We start from the raw sequence: 23,362 nt of genomic DNA, 5'->3' as shown, positions 1-23,362 counted from the left end.
CAACCTTAAGATCAGTTCACTATTTACCAGAGAACATGATATGCACGCTGAACATTTTTTTACAATAAATCGTGTCAACTCTATTCCGCTTTATTTATTATCGCCAAGACAATTACAGAATCAAAATGCGACGTTAACCACTGTAGAGCGTAATTATTTTGTCCAAACTCAATTTAATGGAACAATCGGCGAATATTGCTTGTTTCATAATTCCGATGGCTTATTAGAGAAAGTCTATATTGGGACGGGAAATGAAAATCAGATATCAGCGATGGCTCATGCCGCTTTATTATTACCAGCAAACCATTACCAACTACAAGAGGCTTGCTCTCAGGAAGCAGCCTTATATTGGGCATTAGCACAATATCGTTTTGAACAATACAAAAAAAACTCTGCATCTCCTCGAGTCTTAGTTGTTGAGCCACAAATGCTCTCTGATCTAATCGATTTAACCCAAACTCACTTTTTAGTACGTGATCTAATCAATCAACCTGCGAGTGACATGGGACCTAAAGAAATGGCAAATACGGTTGAGGTATTAGCTGCAGAACATAGCGCACAATTCGAACAATGGATTGGCGATGAACTGTTAGAGGCCAATTTTCCTGCCATTCATGCAGTTGGCCGTGCCGCCCAATCACAACCACGTCTGCTTTCCTTAATCTGGGGGGATGAAAAAAATCCTCGTATCACCCTAATAGGCAAAGGCGTTTGTTTCGATACAGGAGGATTGAATCTTAAATCCCCATACGGGATGCGAATAATGAAAAAAGACATGGGCGGTGCAGCACATGTGATAGGCCTTGCTCACTGGATTATGAAAAGAAACTTACCTATTCGCTTACATTTACTTATTCCCGTGGTGGAAAATGCTATTGGTCCTAATGCTATTAGACCTGGCGATGTTTTAATTATGCGTAATGATTTAACGGTAGAAATCGATAATACAGATGCCGAAGGACGTTTGATTTTAGCCGATGTTTTGGTAAAGGCTTGTGAAGAGGAGCCCGAACTATTGATTGACTTCGCTACCCTATCCTCCTCAGCTCGCGTTTCTGTAGGAACTGAAATGTCAGCATTTTTTACCAATAATGAATCTTTAGCCGCAGGAATAATTGATGCATCCTATAAAGCAGCCGATCCCATATGGCGTTTGCCTTTATTTGTGGCTTATGAAAAATTTCTGTGCTCATCTCTTGCGGATATGACAAATTGCAGTGACTATCCTTATGCTGGAGCTATTATCGCGGCATTATTTCTCCAGCGGTACATTACCAAGACAACTCCTTGGGTGCATTTTGACATCATGGCATGGAGCGAGCAAAGTACCCCCGGAAAACCCGAAGGTGGCGAAGTGATGGGATTACGTGCGGTCATGGAGTATTTGTTGCGTGTCTATGGGTAATTGTAACATTGTATTCATGGATGGGATGGGTACTGCATAAGAACTCCGCCCATGTTATGCATGGCTACGGTGAGGCTAATTTGAACTCTGCTAATGGATAGTAATTTTGCACCCCCTTTTCTGATCTACTTTCTATAAGATGGATCTTATTAACTGTGATTGCAGGGATAGTTGTTTTTTTTATTACCTCCAACAACTCATAGCGCATTCCTCGCCGAATCAATCTGCCCATAGTCAAATGTCCGCGAAATGGGCGTGTTTCAATCGGAATATTTAGAGCAATTAGCGCTCTACCGATTGTATCGGCCAGCGTTGCCAAAGTAGCTTGGGGTTGAACAGATAATGAAAGAATCTTAGGATGACGCAAGGTGGGAAACCATTCCATAGGACCGAATTCAAGTTGAAATGCAGGTGCATTTTTTATTGCAGTGCCTACACTTTCAGTCACAGTCATCAACTGATCTTGCGGTAAGTTTCCGAAAAATTGTAGTGTGATATGCATTTTTTCTATATGGACCCAACGAATATATTCCGAAGGCATGATGTGTTGTAACGTCTTTAAACTCTTGGATAGACGAACCTGAGTTTCCTTCGGAAGGAGAATTGCAAAAAATACTCGTAACGTGTGCATCATTTCCTCAGGAGAAATTGATTCATTATTCATTAAATGAAGCATCCTTAAGTATCCTTCATCAAAAGAACTGGTACTATATACTATAATAGTATTGCCAAAACAAAATTGAGCACTATAGACTTAAAAACTCGTTACACAGAGTCATTATAAACACTTCTAAGATATTCAATTATTGAATCACCAACATAAAAGCGTTTATTTACTGCTAGAATAATTATTAAATCAATCGCGCTGGCTGAACCGATTATGAAACTCATCAGGATCAGTACTGAGAAACAGCAATTAGAAATTAAGCAGCGTTTAATCCGTTTTTTTGGATTCTTATTAGTCTTAGGATGTATTTTTGGATTTTTACTCCTTATGATGCAATATCAAATTGTATGTAAGCAAAAACAATACAATCAGGCAAATGAGTGCATCCTAAAGAGCTCTATTTATAATTTTTACCACAGCACGATGATTTTAGGTCAATTACGAGAGGCCCGTGTAGAATCTAGCCATGTTAGTAAAGGTGGAACTCTTTTTTCATTGTATTTATATACCGATCATGGTTCTATTAACCTTTCTGCGGGCAGCTCCAGTGGCCAACACGGTAAGAAAATTGCTGCCAATGCAATCAATACCTACATAAAAACAAGCTTAGAGAAAAGTTTTAACATCCCCTATCCAGCCAATAGGCTTTTTATTTTCCTTGATGCTATTTTCTTTATAGTCGGTTTGTTGTTGCTGTCAATTAAGGATGCGATCATTATATTTGATAAAACACTACAAACAGTCACAATTAGACACAAGGGGCTCTGGGGTCAAATTGAAGAAATTAAATTTCCCTTAACTGACGTTGATAAAGTGATTCTTGAAGAAATGCAAAGTTCTAAAGGCTCAATTGTTTATCGTCTGGCTTTACGGTTTAAAGACAAGCCCCCCTACCCACTGATCGCAACTTATGACGCTGCATACATCAATAAGGAAAAAATAGCGAATCAACTAAATGAATTTATTCACAGTGAGTCTAATCCCCCACCAACAATGGGTTATAGATAAAGTGTAACCAAGGTGATAGCATTAATATTTTATCTTTGAACGTGCATGAAATACCGTCCCGATATTGATGGGCTTAGAGCCATTGCAATTATACTGGTCTTAATTTATCACGCAAGACTCTCTTTTTTTCCTTCAGGATTTATAGGTGTCGATGTATTTTTTGTTATCTCTGGCTATCTCATTACTCGGAGCATCCATAAATCACTCCAAAATCATTCCTTCTCTTTTTTAGATTTTTACAATCGAAGGCTCTGGCGCTTACAACCTGTATTTATTTGTTTGCTCCTTTTGACAACCGCTTTAACTTTATTGTTTTTTTTACCTGATGATTTAATGCAATACAGCAAGAGCGCTCGCAAAACTTCTTTGTTTTTGTCCAATTTATTCTTTAACAGGACGACAACCGGTTATTTTTCCCCGGATACACATCAACTTCCTTTACTTCATACATGGTCTCTTTCAATAGAATGGCAATGCTATTTACTTTTACCAGTCTTTATCTATTTTTTACATCGTTTCTCGCCTAAGAGGTATTTGATTCCCATTCTAATTGGATTGACCTTTATTGCTATACTCGGTTCCCTATACAATGCCAGAACGCTACCTGCACATACGTATTACTTACTCTCCAGCAGAATCTTTGAGTTTTTAATGGGATCTTGTGTTGCATTCATCCCAATGAAGAAGCGTTCAGTCAATGAATATCTTTTAAGTATTATGGGGGGTATGGCATTAATATTCTTGCTCTATATCGCTAGACTTAATCCCGTGTTAACAGGTTACCCTGATGTGGATGCATTAGCAGTTTGCAGTGTAACAGGATTCCTTATTGCCATAGGAACCTGCTCCCCTAAAAACATCTTAAGCCAATTACTTTCCAGCAAACCATTAGTGTTCATAGGTCTGTTGTCTTACTCGCTTTATATTTGGCATTGGGTTATTTTCTCAGTGTTACGATATCAAAACATTGAAGAAACCCCCATCATTTTATTTGCTGCTTTTGGGCTTACTTTTGTTTTAGCCTATCTCTCTTGGCGTTTTATTGAAAAACCATCAAAACGCTGGAAGAAAATGCCATTTCGTTATACCTTGGCACTTCTGTTATTAGCTCCCATGCTTGTTTTTCACCTGACTGACTATATGATAAAAAAAAATCATGGGTATCCTCAACGATTTGATGGCGAGCTATTAACCGTATATCAACAATTAGACCAATACAACAACCCTCTAAGGGATTTGTGTGTTACCGATCATCTGCATGAAATCAATATGCAATGTCTCGCCGGTGCAAAGAAATCAGATAGTAAACGCGCATTAATGATCGGAGATTCATTTTCAAATCATTATTGGGGTTTTGCGGATGTATTAGGGCAAGCAGCAAATGTCTCCATTTTAATGCAAACCGTATCATCCTGCTTAACCTTACCTGATATTTATCTTTATGACTGGTGGCACTTTAAAAATCAAGTTTATACACTCTGCCATGAACTAACCCAAAAATATTATCAAATGATTCAAAGTAATCATTATGATTATGTCATCATTGGGCAATTATGGGCCGATTATTTGTCAGAAAACATCATAAATAATTTGGATGATCAACGCTCTTTAATCTTGACCAAAAAGCGATTGGAAGAAGCTTTGGATAAAGCACTATCAATCATTACCAGTTCGGGAGCAAAACCTGTATTAATACACGCAACCGCTTTAATGCAAAATAATTTTCATGATTGCGTTTTTAAACATATAAAATTAAGGAGATCCTACGCGCCACATGAATGTGATTTTACCTTTTATGAGGCTCCATGGTTTCATCAGTTATTTGATAAAATGAAAAATAAATACCCGCAATTAATTATAATTGATCCTAAAGAAGTACAATGCGAAAACAATATTTGCAAAGCAGACATCAATGGCGTTCCAATATATCGTGATGTAGGCCATATTACAGATTATGCTTCATACCAATTAGGAATGCTCTATCTACAAAAATTTCCTAATCCTTTGGGCTAATCTATCCTCTTAATGCGGGTTTGCCTATCCCGTTAAGTAATTTATCGTTGCGACACTACTTATTATTTTTAGTCTGGGATTAGCAGAGCGAGATGGCTTGTTCTTGTTGTAGGATATACTGGGATTATTTTTTTATCTTGGCTTCATCTATTTTTTTATTAAAGAAACAGTCACGAGGCATTTATTTCATTAAATCCGTACTAAAAATGCTTCTGTTGATGACAATTATTTAATTGTTCAGGATGGATCAAGATTTGAATAGTGATAACGCATTCAAATCTTGATCGAAGATTAATTATGATCTATCCAGCACTTTTGGTCTGATTCGTTATAATGTTAGGCAAACCATAAACCATGATGGATTTACCAACATCAGCAGAATTAAAATTACCATAACCGCAACCAAGCATAACTAGACCTTTGGCAACAGATGGTCCTACATACAAAGCACCCTCATCACAGTTCATTTCCTTTAAATAGGCACCTGTTTTGGCATCTAGCGCATACACTGTTCCATAATAGACAGGCCAATAAACAATGTCATTCGCATTAGCAGGTATACCATTACTTCTTGCTTTTTGTTGATGTGCTAAAGGAATTTTGCTGCTGTTAGGCATTACGTTGACTGGTACATTAAACTGATTATTTTTTATTACGATGTCAAAATTTAAGCCATATTTAAAACGTTCATCGACCGGATAAAGCTGATCGGGACATCCAGAGGAATTGACATCAACGATCTCTGATCGTGCAGGTAGAGTCTGCCATTTTAGTTGCCCGGTATTCGCGTCAATCGCATTAAGATAACCGGACATACACGTTTTCCGACCATTCGCCAATATGGATAAATAATTTACAATCCCTCCAAAGTTAGGCACAATTCCACCTGCTGAACAAGCGACGTAGATCGTTTCATTTTTTGGATCGTAACTTAATCCCCAGTGAGTTCCCCCTATAGCGCTTCCTACACATACATCAGCTTTTCTAATAACCTTTCCAGTCTCTGCCTTAATCCAAAAAAGCGCCCCTCCCTTATTATGGGAAATAACCACTTTACCTAATGATTTGAGATCAGCCACAATTGGAGAGCTACCGCTAATATCCCAGTCAGGACCAGGAACTGGAACATTGCAAGGTTGATCGATATTAAGTCCACAAGCACCTTGCCAATTATCAAGCCCCTGTGTTGGCACATGCCAAGCATAACTACCATCCTTCATGTTCAAAGCAATTATAGAGTTCGTTGCAAGTGGTTGTGTAATTCCTAATTGCTTTAATCGAGCTTCTGCTTCTTTCAAACATTCAGCAGCCCCTTTTCCTGTTTGCCCCTTTTGCGTAGTACTAAATGTAGCCGTGGTAATCGACTGCGGTCTTTGCATACATGCACTAGCAAAATCTGGATAATTATAAAGTTGTCCCGAACCATAAATAACCAGACCAAGCTCTGGAATAATAGAAGGGGCACTAGCCCAAACACCACCTCCCGCAAACCAAGTACCAGGTTGATAGTTAGCCGGACGTGGTGGAATAGTGTATTGAGTCCACTTGATTGAAGGCATATCTGGAGATAAACCTTGCCCCCCTAAATCCAGGGCGATCATATGGCCTCTAAAAGTCATCGGAAGGTTACCAAAAGCATTATTTAAACTTGAAAAACCAAGATAAGCTGTATTTTTATAGATGCGAGGACTTGCTGTTGTACTTGGTGTAACCGCATCCATTCCCACAGCCACCTCGCTTGGGTCAACCAAGTCTATTTGCCACAATTTTTCGCCAGTTTTTGCATCAAGAGCGATTGCAAAGGGAGGGGTTATAAACCATAAACTGGGTGGTAATGAAAAAATGCTATCAATAGCAGTATATAGCAGTGTACCCTGACCATTACCACGCTCATAATAAGCTGGTGAAGAACGAACTGAAGGTAGATACCCAAAAGGAAGAACGAGACCGACTAAAGTACTTACGTTTTGTACCCAAAGTTGATTACATCCTATAAAGTTACCATACTCATCTCGCTGAATTTGATGAGCTCCTATTACTCCAGCAAAACCAGTCCAATATATAGTGTCATTTACAATGACTGGTTTGGCACTGTTCGAAAAGTTTGATGTATTTGATGGAGTAGGTACAAGACCCTGTGTATAATCAATCTTGCATAATTCCACGATTTTTTTCACATTATCTACAGTAATACCTGAGTTGATATTGTGCTGACTATTTTGAATATTTTGTCCCCAGTTATTCCAATCCGCTATTCTTTCGTTTTGGTAATCGACAAAATATTGTTCTTATCAGGTTGATAACACTGATTTGGATTAGCACCTCCATCTGGATTTGCCTGGCATAGCACTGGACCATGATGTAAACCAGCAATCGGGAGCATGCGTCCAATAATTTTAAATGTGGCCGAACAGCTATCTCCCTTAGCCCCTTTAGGTGCCAGACGACACGAGTTAGTCTGGACAAGACCTGGTGTGGGTTGTAGCGCTAAAATTTTCGATTTTCTTGATTGGTTTTGTACCGTATAAGTAATCGTCGCTGTAACATTTTCAGGAAGAGCCTGTTTGTTATTGCCAGCCTCTAAAGTCATCGTCCACAGAGGCTGCCCCGCCTGTACAGAGGACATGCAGCTTAATCCTAGAAAAAAACAAAAACCGGGTAAATTCTTTATCATACAGTAATCCTTACGCTGTATAGGTTAAATTAAACATTAGGCCATTTGTGTATAAATGGTTAAGTGTTATACCTGAGTTCTGGGTTTGACCTTCTGCCCTTCCAAGGCGACTCTTACCCCAGTCAGAAAACTCATAGCCTGCACCTACTTGCCAGTTTTGATTCAATGCTTTTTGTATTCCTGCGCCCACAGTATAGGTAAAAGCAGTTTGAGTATGTGAGGCAAAATTAGGATTAGGTAAGGCTTCAAAAATCTTCGGAGTATTTTGAAAAGAACGCGCCTCATTAAAACCTACACCAATACTCCCGCTCACCCAAGGCATCACTACGAATCCCATATCAGCCAATAACTTCCCTTTTAAGGCAACATGGGTATGCTGAATTTTGTAACTGTAGGTAAAATTATCGAATTCTGGATCCGCATCATCCCAAATATCTCCGGAAAGACTAGCATTGGTAGTTGCAGCAACCGCCACCCCTAATTGCCCCTGAATCGTAGGATTAAATAAACGGTGCAAACCTAAAAATACCTCAAAATTTGCAAGTGCATCCGTTGATTTATCCGCAGCATAGGTCTTTTCAATATCGGGAGTTAGGAAAATGCTTTGACTTTTACCACCATCTTCCCAAACAGGGCCGATACTGAGAGCCCCAACCCAAGGGAATGAAGAGGGCTCAATAGCTCCCATAGTTCCAGCCAAAGAACTTTTTGCCAGAATTCCCGTCAATAAAATTACAATCGATTTTATTTTCAAAACTTAACTCCTTGTTTTTATGAAATAATTATCTATCCATGAAACATCAAAATTGGATGTCGAAAAAATAAGATTCTTTTAATTTAAAGTATTTTTTTAATATGAGCAAAAAAACAAGCCCATGTATATAAGATGCGATGGCAATACCTTATAATTTACATTCCAATTTCATAAATAGTTTAATTTTTCAGCAAATTAGGTCGCTTATTTTCCTTCTATCCATTTCCACATTAATTTCTTTTTAATAATTTCTACCAAGAAAAGATAAGCAATTGTCGCAGCAATCAGAAAAAGGAAATAAGTGGCCGGTAAAGGGACAAATCCCCAAAATTTTGCAAGCGGTGTAAAAGGCAATACTGCAGCAAGCGAAACTATAGATAAGACCATAATGATTAAGGGATTACTGGGTCTGCTTTGCCATGGACTTTTTACCGAGCGAATTACAAATACGACTAATGTTTGTGTAGCTAAAGATTCTACAAACCAACCGGTTTGAAATAATGCTTCTGTTGCTGCAAAAACCTTCAGCATTACAAAAAAAGTAATAAAATCAAAAATAGAACTTATAGGACCAATATAAAACATAAACTTACGAATAATCGCGATATCCCAATGCTTTGGTTTGCGTGCAAAACTGGGATCTACATTATCGGTTGGAATTACAATTTGTGATGTGTCGTAAAGAAGATTATTTAAAAGAATTTGTGTTGGTAACATCGGTAAAAACGGTAAAAGGAGAATAGCACCCGCCATGCTTAGCATATTCCCAAAATTGGAACTGGTTCCCATCATTAAATATTTCATGACGTTTCCGAACGACTTTCGCCCTTCAAGAATTCCAGCCAACAACACGCTTAAATGACGTTTTAATAAGATAATATCCGCTGCTTCGCGAGCTACATCCACGGCTCCCGCAACTGAAATTCCTACATCTGCGGTATGCAAAGAAGGAACATCATTAATTCCATCACCAATATAGCCCACTACATGCCCACGCGCGCGAAGAACGCTAATAATACGCTGCTTTTGCATTGGTGAAATGCGGGCAAACACATCGACCTTTTCCGCGATGTCACCCAATGCCGCATCCGTAATATGATTTAATTCTTCCCCCAGAAGCATGCGGCTTGCATCAAGGCCTACTTGCTGGCAAATATGCCGTGTGACACGATCATTATCACCGGTCAAAATTTTTATCTTGACCCCTTCCCGGGACAACTTCTTAATGATTGCCGGAGTTTCCTTGAGTGCAGGATCAAAAAAGGCAAGAAATCCAGCCACGACCATATTTTGCTCATCTGGAGCATGGTATGAAGATTTGATCTCAATTGTTCGGTACGCCACGGCCAATGTACGATATCCTTGCTCACTTAATGATAAAAAAACAGATTCAATTTTTTTGCGTGCCACCTCATCTAATGGATGGATTTCTCCAGCCAAATCATAATAAGTGCAATCACGGATCACAAACTCAGGAGCGCCTTTGGTAATGAGAATATGCGAATTGCTTTTGTCAACAACAACGCTGGAACGACGACGTTCAAAATCAAAAGGAATCTCGTCGATTTTGTGATAGGTTTGCACATCGGGATGATCATGTTTTAGGATTGCTGCATCTAGAGGATTAATATTTACTTTATTTAATACCGCAGCATTAAATGGATTAGGAATTTCCGTGCCAAACAGGCTATTTAAATAAGCCAATAACATTACATTTTCTGATTTATTTCCTAATGGATCTATATGTTGTTCCAAGATCATTTCACCACTGGTTAAAGTACCAGTCTTATCACTACACAGAATATCGATGCTGCCAAAATTCTGAATTGCAGATAGGTTTTTGACTATCACTTTTTTCTTTGCCATATGGACTGCGCCGGCAGCAAGCGTTACCGTCGTTATCATCGGTAATAATTCCGGGGTCAGTCCCACAGCTAAAGCGACCGCAAATAGCAACGATTCGAGCAAAGATCGTTTTAAATAAATATTGACTGCAAATACAAACAGAACGAGAAAAAAGACCACTTTCATAATGAACAATCCAAAGCGGACAATGCCTTTTTCAAATTCAGTATGCGGAGCGGCTTTGGAAAGGGTTTTGACGATGTAACCAAACTGAGTGTTCTGACCGGTTGCAACAACAATTGCGGTGGCAGTACCACTCACTACTGAGGAGCCTGAAAAAACTACATTTTTTGCTTCTTCAATGTTTTGAGCTACCATAGGTTCCTGGGTGGCTTCTTTTTCAACCGGCAAAGATTCACCCGTAAGCGCGGCTTGCTGTACATGTAAGTCTTTTGCTTTTAGCAACAGCGCATCTGCAGGGATTAAATCACCGGCTATGAGCTTGACAATATCACCAGGAACTAACTCGCGGCATGGAATTTCATTCCATTGGCCATCTCGTAAAACATTTGCAGTGGAAGCAATATTCTTCTGTAATTTTTTAACCGCGACTAAAGAGCGATGACTTTGAAAATAATCCAGGCCAATACTCATAATCACCATAATGATAATAATAACAGAACTCACAACATTTCCAGTAAACGCGGAAACTACTGCGGCAATCAATAATATGGCGACAAGTGGATTAGTCGAATGTGAAATTGCTTCCATAATAAGAAGTCGATAAGGACTTTGTGTAATTTCATTAAATCCATATAAAGTTTGCCTTTTTTGAACTTCCGAGTGGGTTAATCCAGCAAAAGAACTATTTAATTTGGCAAATATTGCTTGGTTATCCAAAGTAACTAACGATTGCAAATCCATTTATTCCCATCCTATGCGTTGTCTATTAGATAATGCATTTCATTGTAAACGCGGAAAAAAATTTATAGTGTATTTAGCCATGCATAGATTTTTGCACTAAATAATCTTGGCGCAAGCGGTTCACAATGACCACCAGTACCGTCTTCATCATGAAAAAGAATATATTGTTTTTTGCATTGCAACTGGTCATATAATTTTTTTGCTTGGCCTAATGTAATGTATTCTAAGGTATTATCACAAACCAGCATGGGGCACTTAATGCGCTCGACCAATCCATTCAAAGTGTAAGCACGAGTTCTATTGAGCATTTCTTCAACGGTTTTCGCACCAAATCGCCACGTTCGACTTTCCAGCATAAAGCGTAAATGATCATCTGTTTTCAGGAGGTGTGTTAAAGCATGCTCTAAAGGAACATCCTGCAGATCTGGGAACTGAGTCCTAAGGGAATTAAATTTGGCTTCGAGATTACCACTTGCATCAAATATACCGGGATCAACAATACAGCCTGCAATTCGTTGTTCTTTTGTTACGGCTCGAGCAGCAAGATAACCACCAAAACTTCGACCAATTAAGAAAATCTTATTCGGATCGATTTCAGGGCGATTAATAATAAAATCGACGACTTTTTCAATTACCCGCTCCCAATCTGGGATAAAGGGTATTTTATTTAATCGCAGCATACTACCTTGGCCCGGACCTTCAAAATTTAAGCAATGAAAACCTCTCTTTAACGCCTCAGCTGCCGTACTAAAATATAATTCTTCCTTAGTGCCATCGCCCCCACCCGTGTCTATTAAAATGGGTTTCGGATGATTGGGCCGAGTATGATTTAGGTAAAGATATCCAGGCAATGTCGTATTTTCAAAGGGAATTTCTACCTTTTCCACCGGAGTTTCAAAATACTCAAGAGCTTTATGAAAAGCACGAATGCTATATTGTAATGCGTGTGTAATCCTTGGATCAGTAGGTACATCTTCCAGGAAAAAAAACGCCGTTCGATAATAAGTGCATGCGCGTAGAAAAGCCATTTTCGCATCATAGTATAACCCTTGACTATGATAGGTTTCAGCCATACTGAAATTGCTATCACCAAAGGCAGTCCATCGGTCATACCAGCTTTCTTTATTACCTGGCTCAATTTGATTTGCTATGGCAAAACATTCTCCAATTTCAGCACCTTGATAAGTAGCACATCCTAAACTTCTTACTAACTGTGCATTAAAAAGTGCCGGTTTGATGAAGTCCCGCATAAATATCCCTATTTTTCATCGAAACTAATAGTCTATTAGAATTTAACGTCAAAAAATATCTTATTTAACTATTTAAAAATTCCTCCAGGATGTGGGGAGGAAAATGAGGATTAACTTACAGGACTTACGCCCCCCCTAGGTCGAGGCAAAAAATGTTTTAAATGGGGGAGTTTAGATATACTAAATGACCGAATTAAAAACATTTAATCACGAAGAGATTGTTTTTTTTCGTAAGTCCTAACTTAATCTGTCATAACATAGACGATCCAGGGTTCGCCTCGTCCAATTTTATCGTACAATGTTCGAGCCACCTGGTTATCTGGTTTGGTGATCCAATAGACTTTATGCCAATGCTGCAATTTGCTAACTTGTTTTAACTCTTCGATGAGCATTCTAGCCAATCCAGCTTTTCGATGTTCTGGTTTTACATATAAATCATGCAAATAACATTCTGGGGCGATACTCCAAGTGCTTAAATGAATAATAAAAGTAAGAAACCCAACTGCCATATTTTGGGAGTCACAGGCAATAATACATCCTGTTTTTTTATCTGCAGAAAGTAATGTTTCGAATGTATTATTGACTACTTCTGGAGGTAGAGATACTTGATAAAACTCCATATATTCACGCCACATTGCGAACCAGTTTTCTTCATCAATGGACTGCAACCATCGCACCTTGTATTTCTTCATTAAAATTCCCAATTAGTTATAACGCATCCATTGGATTTTTTTTACCACTTACCCAAATGCCGTCCCCCAATAATCCCTTACCAATAAATAGAGCAAATAAGAAGCGGGATTTGCATAGGGTTGTGGATTTGATGCTTTTTTAACGACGCAAAGTAAAAAAAATCATGTGCTTTAAGGCAGTGAACAGTTCCTTCATAAGTCAAAATGCCACTTCCATTTAATACAATCCAAACCTCTTGCTCTTGATGGTAATCCAGTGGCGTTTCACATTGAGGCATCACTTCAAAATAAGTTGTTTGAAAAGGAGCGGATGCTTTTTTTTGTGCAAAATCAATAGGGTTTACTACAACGCCGGGAGCAATATGTTCGGGATTAGAAAAAACCAACCTGGGGTTTACAAACAGATTAGATTCAGGCAATTGAGGCATATTTTTGTTCCTCATGAAATAATTCCTGCTCCCAATCCAAGACCGTACTCTCATGATTCAGATCATAGATTTGCGCTTGCGCAATGCTATTAATTATTTTTGCACTTCGCCATGCCATAACACTTAAATTAGGCTCAGCGATCCCATAAGACTGATGCGCTGCATTTTGGACATAAATGCGATGTTGTTTGGGGCCCTCCCATACAATGGAAAAATCCGGATTTATGCAAAATGCGCCATTCTTTAATGGTATTTTATCTGCAATCGAGGAAAGATAAGAGGGAAATTCCCACTGATAGCCTGTGCATAGAATAACAATGTCCGCAGAAATTATTTTTTTTCCCATGGTACCAAGCTCGGTCAAAATTAACTGATAAGCGCCTGACTCGATCTCCATATCTGTTAATGCATGACGAGTGAACAATTTAAAAAACTTAGCTTTACTTTCCAAAAATTCGAGGCTGTAAAGTTTTTGATAAATTGCTTGTAACAAATCCAAAGAAATACCATCACTGGCCAAGAGTTGCTCCTGCAATAAAAAGTCTTTTTCTTTTTCAGGTAGATGAAAAAAATATTCGGCGTATTTAGGAGTGAAAAACTCATTTACAAATGGAGAAGTATCCATCGGCAATAGTTGATATCGCTTCGAAATCCAATTTAATTCAGCAGGTAATTGCTCACCATGAGATAAAATATGTTGCACAATTTCAGCACCGCTTTGCCCGCCACCAATAATAGCAACTCTTTTTCCCTGCCAATTTATAGGATTAAGTAAAAAATTCTTATTATGTAATACATTATTACCTAAATAACGTTTGGCACAAGCAGGAACTTTTGCCGTTAAGCCATTACCCAAAATAAGATGCCTTCCCTTAACTGTTCTCTTCGTTGTTTGCATAACAAAATGAGATTTATCAAAATAAACGCCTTCAACCTTTTCGTTAAACACTAAATTAGGTAATGACCGACTCACCCAATTTAAATAATGGCTAAATTCAGTTCGTAACACCTGTTTAAATTGCGCATTAATAAAACGATACAATCGTTTGTGTTTTGCAAGATACGCAATGAATGAATAAGGATTAGTAGGATCAACAAGCGTAACCAAATCATTTAAATAACTAACCTGAATTTCAGCTTTGGGAAATAACATTCCAGGATGCCAAATCATTTCCTTATTTTGTTCAAAAAAAACACTGGAAATCCCATCAACTGACGACAAAAGCGCCGCTAAACTTAAATTAAATGGTCCAACACCGACTCCAAGTAAATCGGAAATTTCATGATTTATTTTGTTCATAACAGATTCCCTCTGCTTGTGCCTCAAATTCCTGAGTAATTGGTTTTAGGGTGAGTTGTAATTGTTTCTGTAATGACTGAGTTGGCTTAACAAAAAAGTCAGCGTACGTAGGCAATTGTTCATATCCCAGCGCATGCCAGATTGTTTCACCGAGTTCTGGCATGTAGGGATAAATCACCATAGAAAACCCTTTTAACCACCAGAAGTAATCATCGGTGCAAGGATCGATACTTTGGTTTAAAACCATCCAGTCATTTAGAGATTGAACTCCTATATGGGGTAAAAATTGAGTGGGTTGTAACACATGTTCCTGAGTTGTAAACAGTTCGAATAATTGATGTTGCAACGATTGAGTGCAAGAATTAATGACCCGCTCAGGTAGATTTTGTATACCTTGAATAACACGCTGTTCAAGCCAATCCACAATTTTGTTGTAATATTGGATGAAATCATCCATAACAAAATTTCCTGTTTGATTTCGTACATCAATCGAAGCAAGGTACAGCCGAATAATATCACTGGAAAGTCCTTTTTGATTGATGGCCTCATCCACTCCAATCATATGCTGTCGGCTTGTTGAAAATTTACTGCCATCAAGATAATAAAAATAATTCATGAGGTAATAATCAAATGATTTATATTGAGGGCATCCAGAACTAATGCCCAAGGCACTGCTTAAAAAGGGTAATGCATTATCGATACCAAAACTGGAAATAGTAATCACATCAGAATCAACAGCAAATGCATTTTTGTTAATACCCATGATTTTTGCCGCTATTTCCCCAAACATCAAAAAATAGGCAAATACAAAACCATAACTAAACAACGTTCTTGAATGATTAGGATCAGTCTTATCCGCTAAACCCCAATCACACTGAGTCGTAAGTCGGAATCGATGATTCTGTAACACTTGATAAGTTTGAAATAGTGCTTGGATGTTTTGATTAATTCCTTTGGAAATGAGATCAACATCTCTTGGAAGCTGTAAAAAAATATTTTCAACCTCCTTTTGCTCTAAACCGCCCTCATGAATTATTTCCTCTGGTCGAAAATGGGCACCACAATTCTCACAAAAATAACTCGCTGTTCTTTCATAGCATATAGGACAATTCCCTTGAAGCCAGTATCCTGTGAGATAACGTTGATTTGTTTCATCCCAAAGCATATTTTCTTTTAAGCGCGTCGTAGCGTTGTTATCTAATAACTGTTGAACAATCTGTTCATGCCATTCTTGATAGGATGCATTCCATTTCTTATCGAGTGGATTAATAAATTCATCACATTGAATATTCATTTGTTCTAAATCCTGTGCGATTAAGGCATGATAATGATGACATGTAACCTCAGGGCTTAAATGTTCCTCCTCCGCTTTTCCTGCTGCGTAGGATTCATAACTGTCGGTTCCTGAGATTATCCACGCGCAATGCCCACAAAGTCGGAAGTATCTTGCCAGTATGTCTGCACTCAAAAATGGACCGCCAATATGGCCTAAATGCAGACGACCATTAGGTGTAGGTACCGAGGGAATGAGCAAATAATTTTTTTTATGTCCAGTCATTGAGTTACTCCAAAATATCCTTATCCTTCAAACTGTCTGCCATAATTTGAATTGAGTTATCCCAGCCAATTTGCGAAATCTGAATTGCTTTTTCAGTATTCCTCGCTAATACGGCGGCGACTAACTCCTCATTTTCTTGTTTGAATTCCGTTAATACCTGTTCATCGTTATGATGGTGCCCCAAGCATAAAAAGCGATAACGTGATGAATGGTCATACAACATATCCTGGATTTTGAGTAACCAAGGAGATTGACAGGCTTTGATAAGGGTAAAGGTAAATTCTTTTTGTAGCGCATCCCATTCAATAGGATTTAATCGTTTATTTGATGATGAGGTAAGGTATTTTGCATATCGATGCCAACAGGCAATAATATCTGCCTCCCAAGATTCATCACCATATTTTATGGATAACTCCAGAGCACGTGTTTCAATCTGAAACCTGACGGCATAAAGATCGTATAATTCTGCTAAAGATAAATAAGGAACAGAAAATCCACATAAATCCTCAAAGCTGACTAAGCCATGACTTACCAAGCGAGATAACGCTTCACGTAAAGGACTGTATCCTACTTCATAACGCTCTTTTAATTGTTCCATTTGCAATTTTTGGCCTGGCTCAAAATAGCCACTCACGAGATCTAGACGCAATTTCTCTAATACCGTACTCGTCTTTGATTGTTTTATTTTTATTTGCGACATTTTAAATTGTTCTTTAGTTTAAAATTTCGGATAGTATTAATTATTTTCGAAAATTTGTAAATTATCGAAAATAAAAATAATCAAATATTTATCGATTGACATGGCTGAATTATTTTTAATTACAGATACGAAATACTAACTCTATGAGACAAAGCAAGAAGCAAATTATCCTATTTGAAAATATTGCATCCCACTTCTATATTTATTTTTTTAACCTTTCTTTTTTTTAAAACTGATATTTGAATAGCATTGGGGCCTCTTTACATCGCGCAATAACTGCTCATTTTAACCAGGATAGTCGAAATGTAACTGGCCTAATAAGTTCATTGTTTTGAGCGTAATAAAAATAAAAAATGGAGCTTGCTTATGAATACAAATGAACACACGGAACTGGGTGATGCATTACGATTTCAAGAATGGGATAGCTTACAAGGCAATCCATATATCACGCTCGATGTACAAGGAAGCATGCATTTGCAGATCCAAGGGTTTAATGAAATTGGGCTTCCTGAACCCATTGGATTAAACGTATCTCCAGGCGTCATTATCGCCATGTCTGGCGACTATTTTGGTGGAAAAGAAGTATCCCTTGATTTACCAAGCATTGGTGAGTTTAAAGCTAATCGAAGAGCTTTTGATCGCAAAGGGACCAGTGAAACGCTAGGGAAGTATTTAATTAAAAAACCAGTTACCGAGAGCGAGGAACAAAAATTAATTAGTTCTTATAAAAGGCTGGCAAATAAAAACGTACAACAAAGTGATATTGATACTATTTATACTATAAATAATGGTAATTACATCCCATTTTCAAGTACTTTAAATTTCTACGCGCAACAACTTATGTTTGCTCTACGGGTAAAAAATTACAGTGACATTTTGAATAGAAATTTATCACATTTTACCCCATGGTCTGTCCGTGTTTACACTATAGGTCATCTTATAGCCCTCAAATATGCACGCATTTATTATGAGTTAAAACAGTATATTACTCATACAAATTATCAATCAAAGAACAGTGAATTCAATGCACTTCTTAGGGTTCTCAAACACACTCCTCATGGTTTGGATCGAGACAAATTGCAGGATCTGGCCCATCGATATCAGGCTTTGGCATTGGGTATGGAGTTTTTCTGTTTTCACTATTATACCGACCACTTTGCTGCTGGTCATATTTCATTTGTGGGTGATTTACGTGCCCTGCTTCCACAGCGCTTTGGGGTTTGGGGAAGTATTTTAGTCAACAGTTTGCATGATGAATTAAACAAAATAACCGTTTACACCAAACGCATTTATGATCCATCACCCGATAAAAGCGAGCCGCCGGTTACCGCAGGTGGTGATGATGATTTTGATGTTGCAAAAAATTATTTTAATAAACAAGCCTGTTTGGCAGGTATGGCATGTTCACTACAAGATTTAAACTTTGTGTTTAACGGAAGTAAATTGCCCCAACAGACACAATATGGCGGCCTGGAACAAATGCCTGATATTGATGAAGAATACCGACAACCACAGCCCTTACTTTTGTTAGGCGACGACAATAAAATTTATTACCGTACCGATCTTAATCACATAGAGATCTTATCACCATCTCAACTACAGGCAACATCTGCTGCTCCATCCCGACATGGATATAGTGAGTTAAGTAATAAATTCGAGGCATTTATGTTGGTTTTAAAACTTCGTATGTTACCTTTTATCTATACAAGCCAAATCGAAACGCCTACCGCCGAGCAACTTAAATTACTGGAAGCAGAGGAACATGAACTTAATCCAGAAAGAAGGCCGATACCCCAGCCACCAATTGCTCTTGGACAAATACCGGTTACAGCACCGGTCTGGCAACAACCTGCGACCAAGCACATGGTAACACAGGGGCTTATGAGGAATGGTTTATTAGCTACTTCAGAGAAAAAAGGAAGTTCATTAGAACAAGATATCTCTTTGGACATCGAAGCTACATTAACTCCTTCTTCACTATAAACAGGGCAAGCCTGTATTAAGAAGCATTAATACAGGCCGCTATTTCCTCTTAAAATATCTTTTTGCATCAAGCCAATAAGATTTCCGGTGGATGCTGATTTTTTCATACCAAACAAAGAGAGTTGACTATGAGCAGACATCGCCCCTTCATTTCCATGAATATGTAATGGATTACTAACTTGTAGTTCATCAATTGGCTCAACATTCTTTCCAACTCCAGCTGGGAGAGTTTGTTGTATTGGTTGTGTTTCTTTGAGCTTTAATTGTTCACTTACTTGAGTTACTTTTTCTTCTGCTGCTGCTAGTTTCGAACTTAACTCTTTCTTCTCTTGTTCCAAACGATCTATTTTTTCTTGCATTGTATTAATTTGCGCTTTATCTGCTGCCTTCTCCTCAAGCGCATTTATCTGAGTATTAATGTCATGAATTAATTCGCCCAGTTTTTCTGTCTCTTTATTCACAACAGTTGATTTGCATAATTCATCAATTTTTTCTTTATCCAGTCCCTTCCAACGGCTAATCAGATTTTCAATCCCCGGGCGCTCAACATACCAGTACACAGCCAGTGCTGCTAAACCTACACCAACAGCTGCAACAACAATAGGCCATGCTGTTGCAGACATTGTAGCGACGAATAAACTGGCAATTGCCAAGGATACAGTTTGACCGGCAAAAAAACCCCCACTGAAAAAGATAAAACCTGCAAAAATTGCCGTTAACTTTTTCGCAGTGGCCAAGTATGGATTATCGGAGGCTAAAGTTAGATCCCCACGGACTTTATTTAACTCCACATGTCTTTGGAGTAACATAAGTGCGAGCTTGCGATATTCTTCAAGCTCTTCTTGTGTTTTATTATCTTGTTTAGCAAGGCGGGTAAGGCGTGCCCGAATCGCTTTTATTTCTTTGAACTCTTCGAGTGCCGCATCAATTAACTGGGGCGTTTCTGAAGATTTAACCCCCAGATTCTTGGAAATTTCAACTAAATCAAAACTGCAAAATACAATCATGGAAACAATTGAAAATGCCAGGCCTCCCACCAAAATTGCGATCGTAGGAATAGAGGAAAAAATTCCCATGAATGCGGTGATACCATCAAACCCCTCACAGCCGAAATAAATAGTTCCCGCAAGAGCAAGTAAGGCATATTTAGCTTTTGCAGAGATTGGGGTATTTGTAGTTTCTTCTTCCTTTGTCCCTGGATTTAATGACTTATTCAGTTCTTTTAATAAGGAGGCCCGTAAGGAAGTGACTAAAAAAAAGGTATTCTCATCACTCTTAATAAATCGAGTTTGTGCAAACCAATCAATTATAGTCTGTACATCAATATCTGTTTTGTTTGCAAATACTGTAACGAGAGTTGGATTGATTGCTCCTAATTGTACTATTAAATTTAGTATCGTTTGATTCAGTTTAACTGGACCGGTCATATCGCCTCCCCCTAAATTTCTGGGCTTATTTGTTTTTCCCAAGCGATAAGGGAATAGCATATATAATACTGGCTATTTATTAACCAAATATTAAATGGTATAAGTAAATGCAGTAATAAGTATTTATTTTGTTAAAAAAGCGCAATTTAAACACATTTATGCGTTCACCAAAGGAAATAAGGAGTCATTATTTTTATTCGCTGATTTGAGCTGTTTGTGAGAACATATAAAAACTTGGACCTTTTCCTACCGATGGATTCGGATAGTTAAGAGGAATGTGACACCGCTACGATAAAGGAATAATCATGCCCAAAAAATTAATCAAAGTTCCTGAATTACTTTCTTAAGTTAAGGAGATTTTCAATGATAATTTTATATTCGTACCCAGAGCTCTTTGGTCTACCTGATAACAATCCTTTTGGCCTAAAAGTGGAAACTTTTCTTAGATTAACGCAAATCAATTACCAGCATGAACATATTATTAACACTCAAAATGCCCCACGAGGACAACTACCCTATCTAATTGACGACGAGCAAACCATTACAGATAGTAATAATATTCTGCAATACCTTTCACAAAAATATGTGAATTTAGATCAAGATTTAACAGAGGAACAAAAAAACATCCATTTTTTAATTACTCGTATGTTGGATAATCATTTATATTGGGTTATGTCCTATTCGCGTTGGCAAGATGAACAATGTTGGCCTTTATTCAAAGCTGAATTCTTAAAACAACTTTCCGAATTATCAGATGCCTCTCTTGAACAAGTAAGAAAATATAATATTGAAAAATATCATTACCAGGGGATTGGTAGATATTCCACTAAGGATATTTATCAATCGGGAATTGATGATCTGCGAGCGATACTTAATATTTTAGGAGATAAAGATTATATATTTGGAAATAAAGTACATACACTGGATGCTTGTTGCTATGGATTTTTAGCCAATATTCTCTATTTTGAAATTGAAACGCCACTTAAGGATTTTATAATGCAAACTCCGTTAAAAAATTACATCAATAAAATCAGAGAGTTGCTTGGATACTAGGGGCTATTGATATCCCCACAAAGAAGCATAGGATTAATTTTTATTCCAAATATGATCAAGAGCCCGCAACTCGCTCTCTGTTAAAAGTTCATATTGATCCATTGCACGGGTGACATGATTTGGATAGTGCTCAAGGCATCTTTTAATTAATTTCAACAAATCTTGCTCATTTATAGGCTTGGTTATGAAATCAATTGCTCCTGCTTTTATTGCTCTTACAGCCATGGGGATATCACCATAAGCAGTAATAATAATGACTTTGAGTAAGCTATTTTGTCTTTTTAATTTTTCGAGGAGCTCTAGACCATCCATATCAGGCATGCGCACATCGGTAATCAAACATCCCATATGTTTGGGATCATATTGTTCTAAAAAACTTGTTGCATCTAAGTAAACATTTACTTCAAAACTCATTGAGTCAAAAAGCCATTTCAAAGCACGCAATACATGTTCATCATCGTCAACAATATAAATTGTCTTATTCATGGTGTGACTCCCAAATATGATTAGGCAATCTAAAAGAACTTACGGTTCCCTTGCCAGCAATATTTTGTTCTATCTTAATGCTCCCGCCATGAGCTTCTATAATTTTTTTACAAATGCTTAACCCAAGACCCAAGCCATACTCCTTGGTGCTATAACATGAAGTAAATAGATTATCGAGTACACCTTGTGACACACCAGGTCCATTATCAATAATAGAAACCAGTACGTCCGTATCAAGATTTGCTATCTTAATCAGTAATGAAGGATTCTTGGTTTGGGCATCGAACATTGCTTCAAAGGCATTATTAATAAGGTTTAAGAATACCTGTCGCATTTGATTGCGATCCAAATAAACTTCGGTCAAATGCTCATCAAACTCATATTGAACTACTCCGGAAAAACTCGAATAAAATTTTGACAAGATAACAGACTGTTTTGCCAATGAAGCCAAATTAACTCGCTCAAAGTGTAATTCTCCATGGGTAACAAACCGTTTCATTCGCTTAACAAGAGTACTTATTAGTTCAACTTGTTCTAATGCTTTTTGGAGTACGTCAATGAACTCATTTGAGCCTTTATCCTCTTGCTGTAAACGCAAAATACTACCAAGAAGATAGGAGTTCAGGGCTAATAAGGGTTGAGAAATTTCATGAGATAATGAAGAGGCAGCTTCTCCTGAAAAATAACATCTTGATATACGATCAAGCGTTGTTTGTTGCAGCTTAATCAACTCCTGATTTTGTTTTTGTTCGGTAATAAAATGCCAGGTACCAATCATTTTAACTGGATTATTCTCTGCATCACGAATATAACGACCACGAGCCGATACCCATTCATAATGTCCTTTAGAAGATAGAATGCGAAAATCTGAGTAATGATCCTCAAAATGGGTTAAAGAATTAATTAATGCATTGGCTATTTTTTCGCGATCCTCCGGATGAAGCCGTTTTATGAAATGATCAATATGGCCTACTTTGTTGTCTAATTTTAAAACGGATAACGACTCAGAATAACCAAAATCAATTATTTCATTTGTACTCAAATCCCATTGCCATACATTTAATTTGCCTACATCCAATAATTCCATTAAGTACGTATGGGAGATTTCATAGGTGAGATTGTTTGAAAATAGATCCTCAAAATATTTCCTTTTTAAATCCAAAGACAACTTGGAATTCATCATGATGTATCCCCT

The 23,362-nt window shown here is 37.7% G+C and carries 19 protein-coding genes; 5 read left to right on the top strand and 14 right to left on the bottom strand.

Translation table 11 applies throughout. The annotated features are described in order from the left end of the window. Positions 1-40 precede the first annotated feature (40 nt). Positions 41-1,405, top strand: a complete 1,365-nt coding sequence (locus tag DGG96_RS05125) for a M17 family metallopeptidase (protein WP_110141880.1) — start codon at positions 41-43, stop codon at positions 1,403-1,405. 64 nt (positions 1,406-1,469) lie between these two features. Here DGG96_RS05125 and thpR read toward each other — a convergent pair whose 3' ends face one another. Beyond that, positions 1,470-2,081, bottom strand: coding sequence for an RNA 2',3'-cyclic phosphodiesterase (gene thpR / locus DGG96_RS05120; RefSeq protein WP_240610439.1), 612 nt, complete (start codon positions 2,079-2,081; stop codon positions 1,470-1,472). 204 nt (positions 2,082-2,285) lie between these two features. Between thpR and DGG96_RS05115 the strand changes: the two genes are divergently transcribed. Beyond that, positions 2,286-3,080: a hypothetical protein gene (locus tag DGG96_RS05115; RefSeq protein ID WP_110141879.1), complete on the top strand. Its 795-nt coding sequence runs from the start codon at positions 2,286-2,288 to the stop codon at positions 3,078-3,080. A gap of 45 nt (positions 3,081-3,125) precedes the next feature. Then, positions 3,126-5,093 (top strand): acyltransferase family protein, encoded by a 1,968-nt coding sequence (locus DGG96_RS05110; RefSeq protein ID WP_110141878.1) that lies wholly within the window; start codon positions 3,126-3,128, stop codon positions 5,091-5,093. Positions 5,094-5,395: 302 nt separating this feature from the next. Here DGG96_RS05110 and DGG96_RS05105 read toward each other — a convergent pair whose 3' ends face one another. The 10 genes from DGG96_RS05105 to DGG96_RS05060 all read right to left on the bottom strand — a co-directional run bounded on the left by DGG96_RS05105 (position 5,396) and on the right by DGG96_RS05060 (position 17,218). Next, positions 5,396-7,270 carry a PQQ-binding-like beta-propeller repeat protein gene (locus DGG96_RS05105; RefSeq protein ID WP_110141877.1) on the bottom strand — a complete coding sequence of 625 codons (1,875 nt, stop codon included), beginning with the start codon at positions 7,268-7,270 and terminating at the stop codon, positions 5,396-5,398. 74 nt (positions 7,271-7,344) lie between these two features. Next, positions 7,345-7,767, bottom strand: a complete 423-nt coding sequence (locus DGG96_RS05100; protein ID WP_126955499.1) for a hypothetical protein — start codon at positions 7,765-7,767, stop codon at positions 7,345-7,347. A gap of 10 nt (positions 7,768-7,777) precedes the next feature. Further along, entirely contained in the window at positions 7,778-8,455 is a 678-nt protein-coding gene (locus tag DGG96_RS05095; RefSeq protein WP_110141923.1) for an outer membrane protein, read from the bottom strand. Positions 8,456-8,725: 270 nt separating this feature from the next. Then, positions 8,726-11,290 (bottom strand): magnesium-translocating P-type ATPase, encoded by a 2,565-nt coding sequence (gene mgtA / locus DGG96_RS05090; protein ID WP_110141875.1) that lies wholly within the window; start codon positions 11,288-11,290, stop codon positions 8,726-8,728. A 62-nt stretch (positions 11,291-11,352) separates the two neighbouring features. Beyond that, the gene (locus tag DGG96_RS05085) at positions 11,353-12,540 is read right to left on the bottom strand and encodes an alpha/beta hydrolase family protein (RefSeq protein ID WP_110141874.1); all 1,188 of its coding nucleotides are present in this window, start codon (positions 12,538-12,540) and stop codon (positions 11,353-11,355) included. Between the two features lie 242 nt (positions 12,541-12,782). Further along, positions 12,783-13,232: a GNAT family N-acetyltransferase gene (locus tag DGG96_RS05080; RefSeq protein ID WP_110141873.1), complete on the bottom strand. Its 450-nt coding sequence runs from the start codon at positions 13,230-13,232 to the stop codon at positions 12,783-12,785. A gap of 77 nt (positions 13,233-13,309) precedes the next feature. Beyond that, the gene (locus DGG96_RS05075; RefSeq protein ID WP_240610438.1) at positions 13,310-13,675 is read right to left on the bottom strand and encodes a cupin domain-containing protein; all 366 of its coding nucleotides are present in this window, start codon (positions 13,673-13,675) and stop codon (positions 13,310-13,312) included. Continuing rightward, positions 13,644-14,960: a lysine N(6)-hydroxylase/L-ornithine N(5)-oxygenase family protein gene (locus DGG96_RS05070; protein WP_110141871.1), complete on the bottom strand. Its 1,317-nt coding sequence runs from the start codon at positions 14,958-14,960 to the stop codon at positions 13,644-13,646. Before DGG96_RS05070 ends, DGG96_RS05075 begins: the two co-directional genes overlap by 32 nt. Beyond that, on the bottom strand, positions 14,941-16,518 hold the full coding sequence (locus DGG96_RS05065; protein ID WP_110141870.1) for a methionine--tRNA ligase: 1,578 nt from the start codon (positions 16,516-16,518) through the stop codon (positions 14,941-14,943). The genes DGG96_RS05070 and DGG96_RS05065 overlap by 20 nt, the downstream gene beginning before the upstream one ends. Before the next feature lie 4 nt (positions 16,519-16,522). After that, entirely contained in the window at positions 16,523-17,218 is a 696-nt protein-coding gene (locus tag DGG96_RS05060; protein WP_110141869.1) for a GntR family transcriptional regulator, read from the bottom strand. A 366-nt stretch (positions 17,219-17,584) separates the two neighbouring features. Between DGG96_RS05060 and DGG96_RS05055 the strand changes: the two genes are divergently transcribed. Then, positions 17,585-19,201: a hypothetical protein gene (locus DGG96_RS05055; protein WP_110141868.1), complete on the top strand. Its 1,617-nt coding sequence runs from the start codon at positions 17,585-17,587 to the stop codon at positions 19,199-19,201. Between the two features lie 26 nt (positions 19,202-19,227). Here the strand turns inward: DGG96_RS05055 and DGG96_RS05050 are convergent, their stop codons facing one another. Next, a complete protein-coding gene (locus DGG96_RS05050) occupies positions 19,228-20,628 on the bottom strand; it encodes a coiled-coil domain-containing protein (protein WP_110141867.1) in 1,401 nt (466 codons plus the stop codon). Positions 20,629-20,991: 363 nt separating this feature from the next. On the opposite strand from DGG96_RS05050, the gene DGG96_RS05045 reads away from it, so the two are divergent. After that, positions 20,992-21,681 carry a glutathione S-transferase family protein gene (locus DGG96_RS05045; protein WP_110141866.1) on the top strand — a complete coding sequence of 230 codons (690 nt, stop codon included), beginning with the start codon at positions 20,992-20,994 and terminating at the stop codon, positions 21,679-21,681. Between the two features lie 33 nt (positions 21,682-21,714). On the opposite strand, the gene DGG96_RS05040 is transcribed toward DGG96_RS05045, so the two are convergent. Together DGG96_RS05040 and DGG96_RS05035 are read right to left on the bottom strand one after the other, a co-directional pair. Next, complete coding sequence (locus DGG96_RS05040) at positions 21,715-22,167, bottom strand: response regulator transcription factor (protein ID WP_110141865.1); 453 nt, start codon at positions 22,165-22,167, stop codon at positions 21,715-21,717. After that, positions 22,160-23,350, bottom strand: coding sequence for a sensor histidine kinase (locus DGG96_RS05035; protein ID WP_110141864.1), 1,191 nt, complete (start codon positions 23,348-23,350; stop codon positions 22,160-22,162). Before DGG96_RS05035 ends, DGG96_RS05040 begins: the two co-directional genes overlap by 8 nt. Positions 23,351-23,362: the final 12 nt, after the last annotated feature.

This window comes from Legionella qingyii (assembly GCF_003184185.1).
Note: the sequence above shows the minus strand (reverse complement) of the source record. Positions and strands in the feature narration are given on the sequence as shown.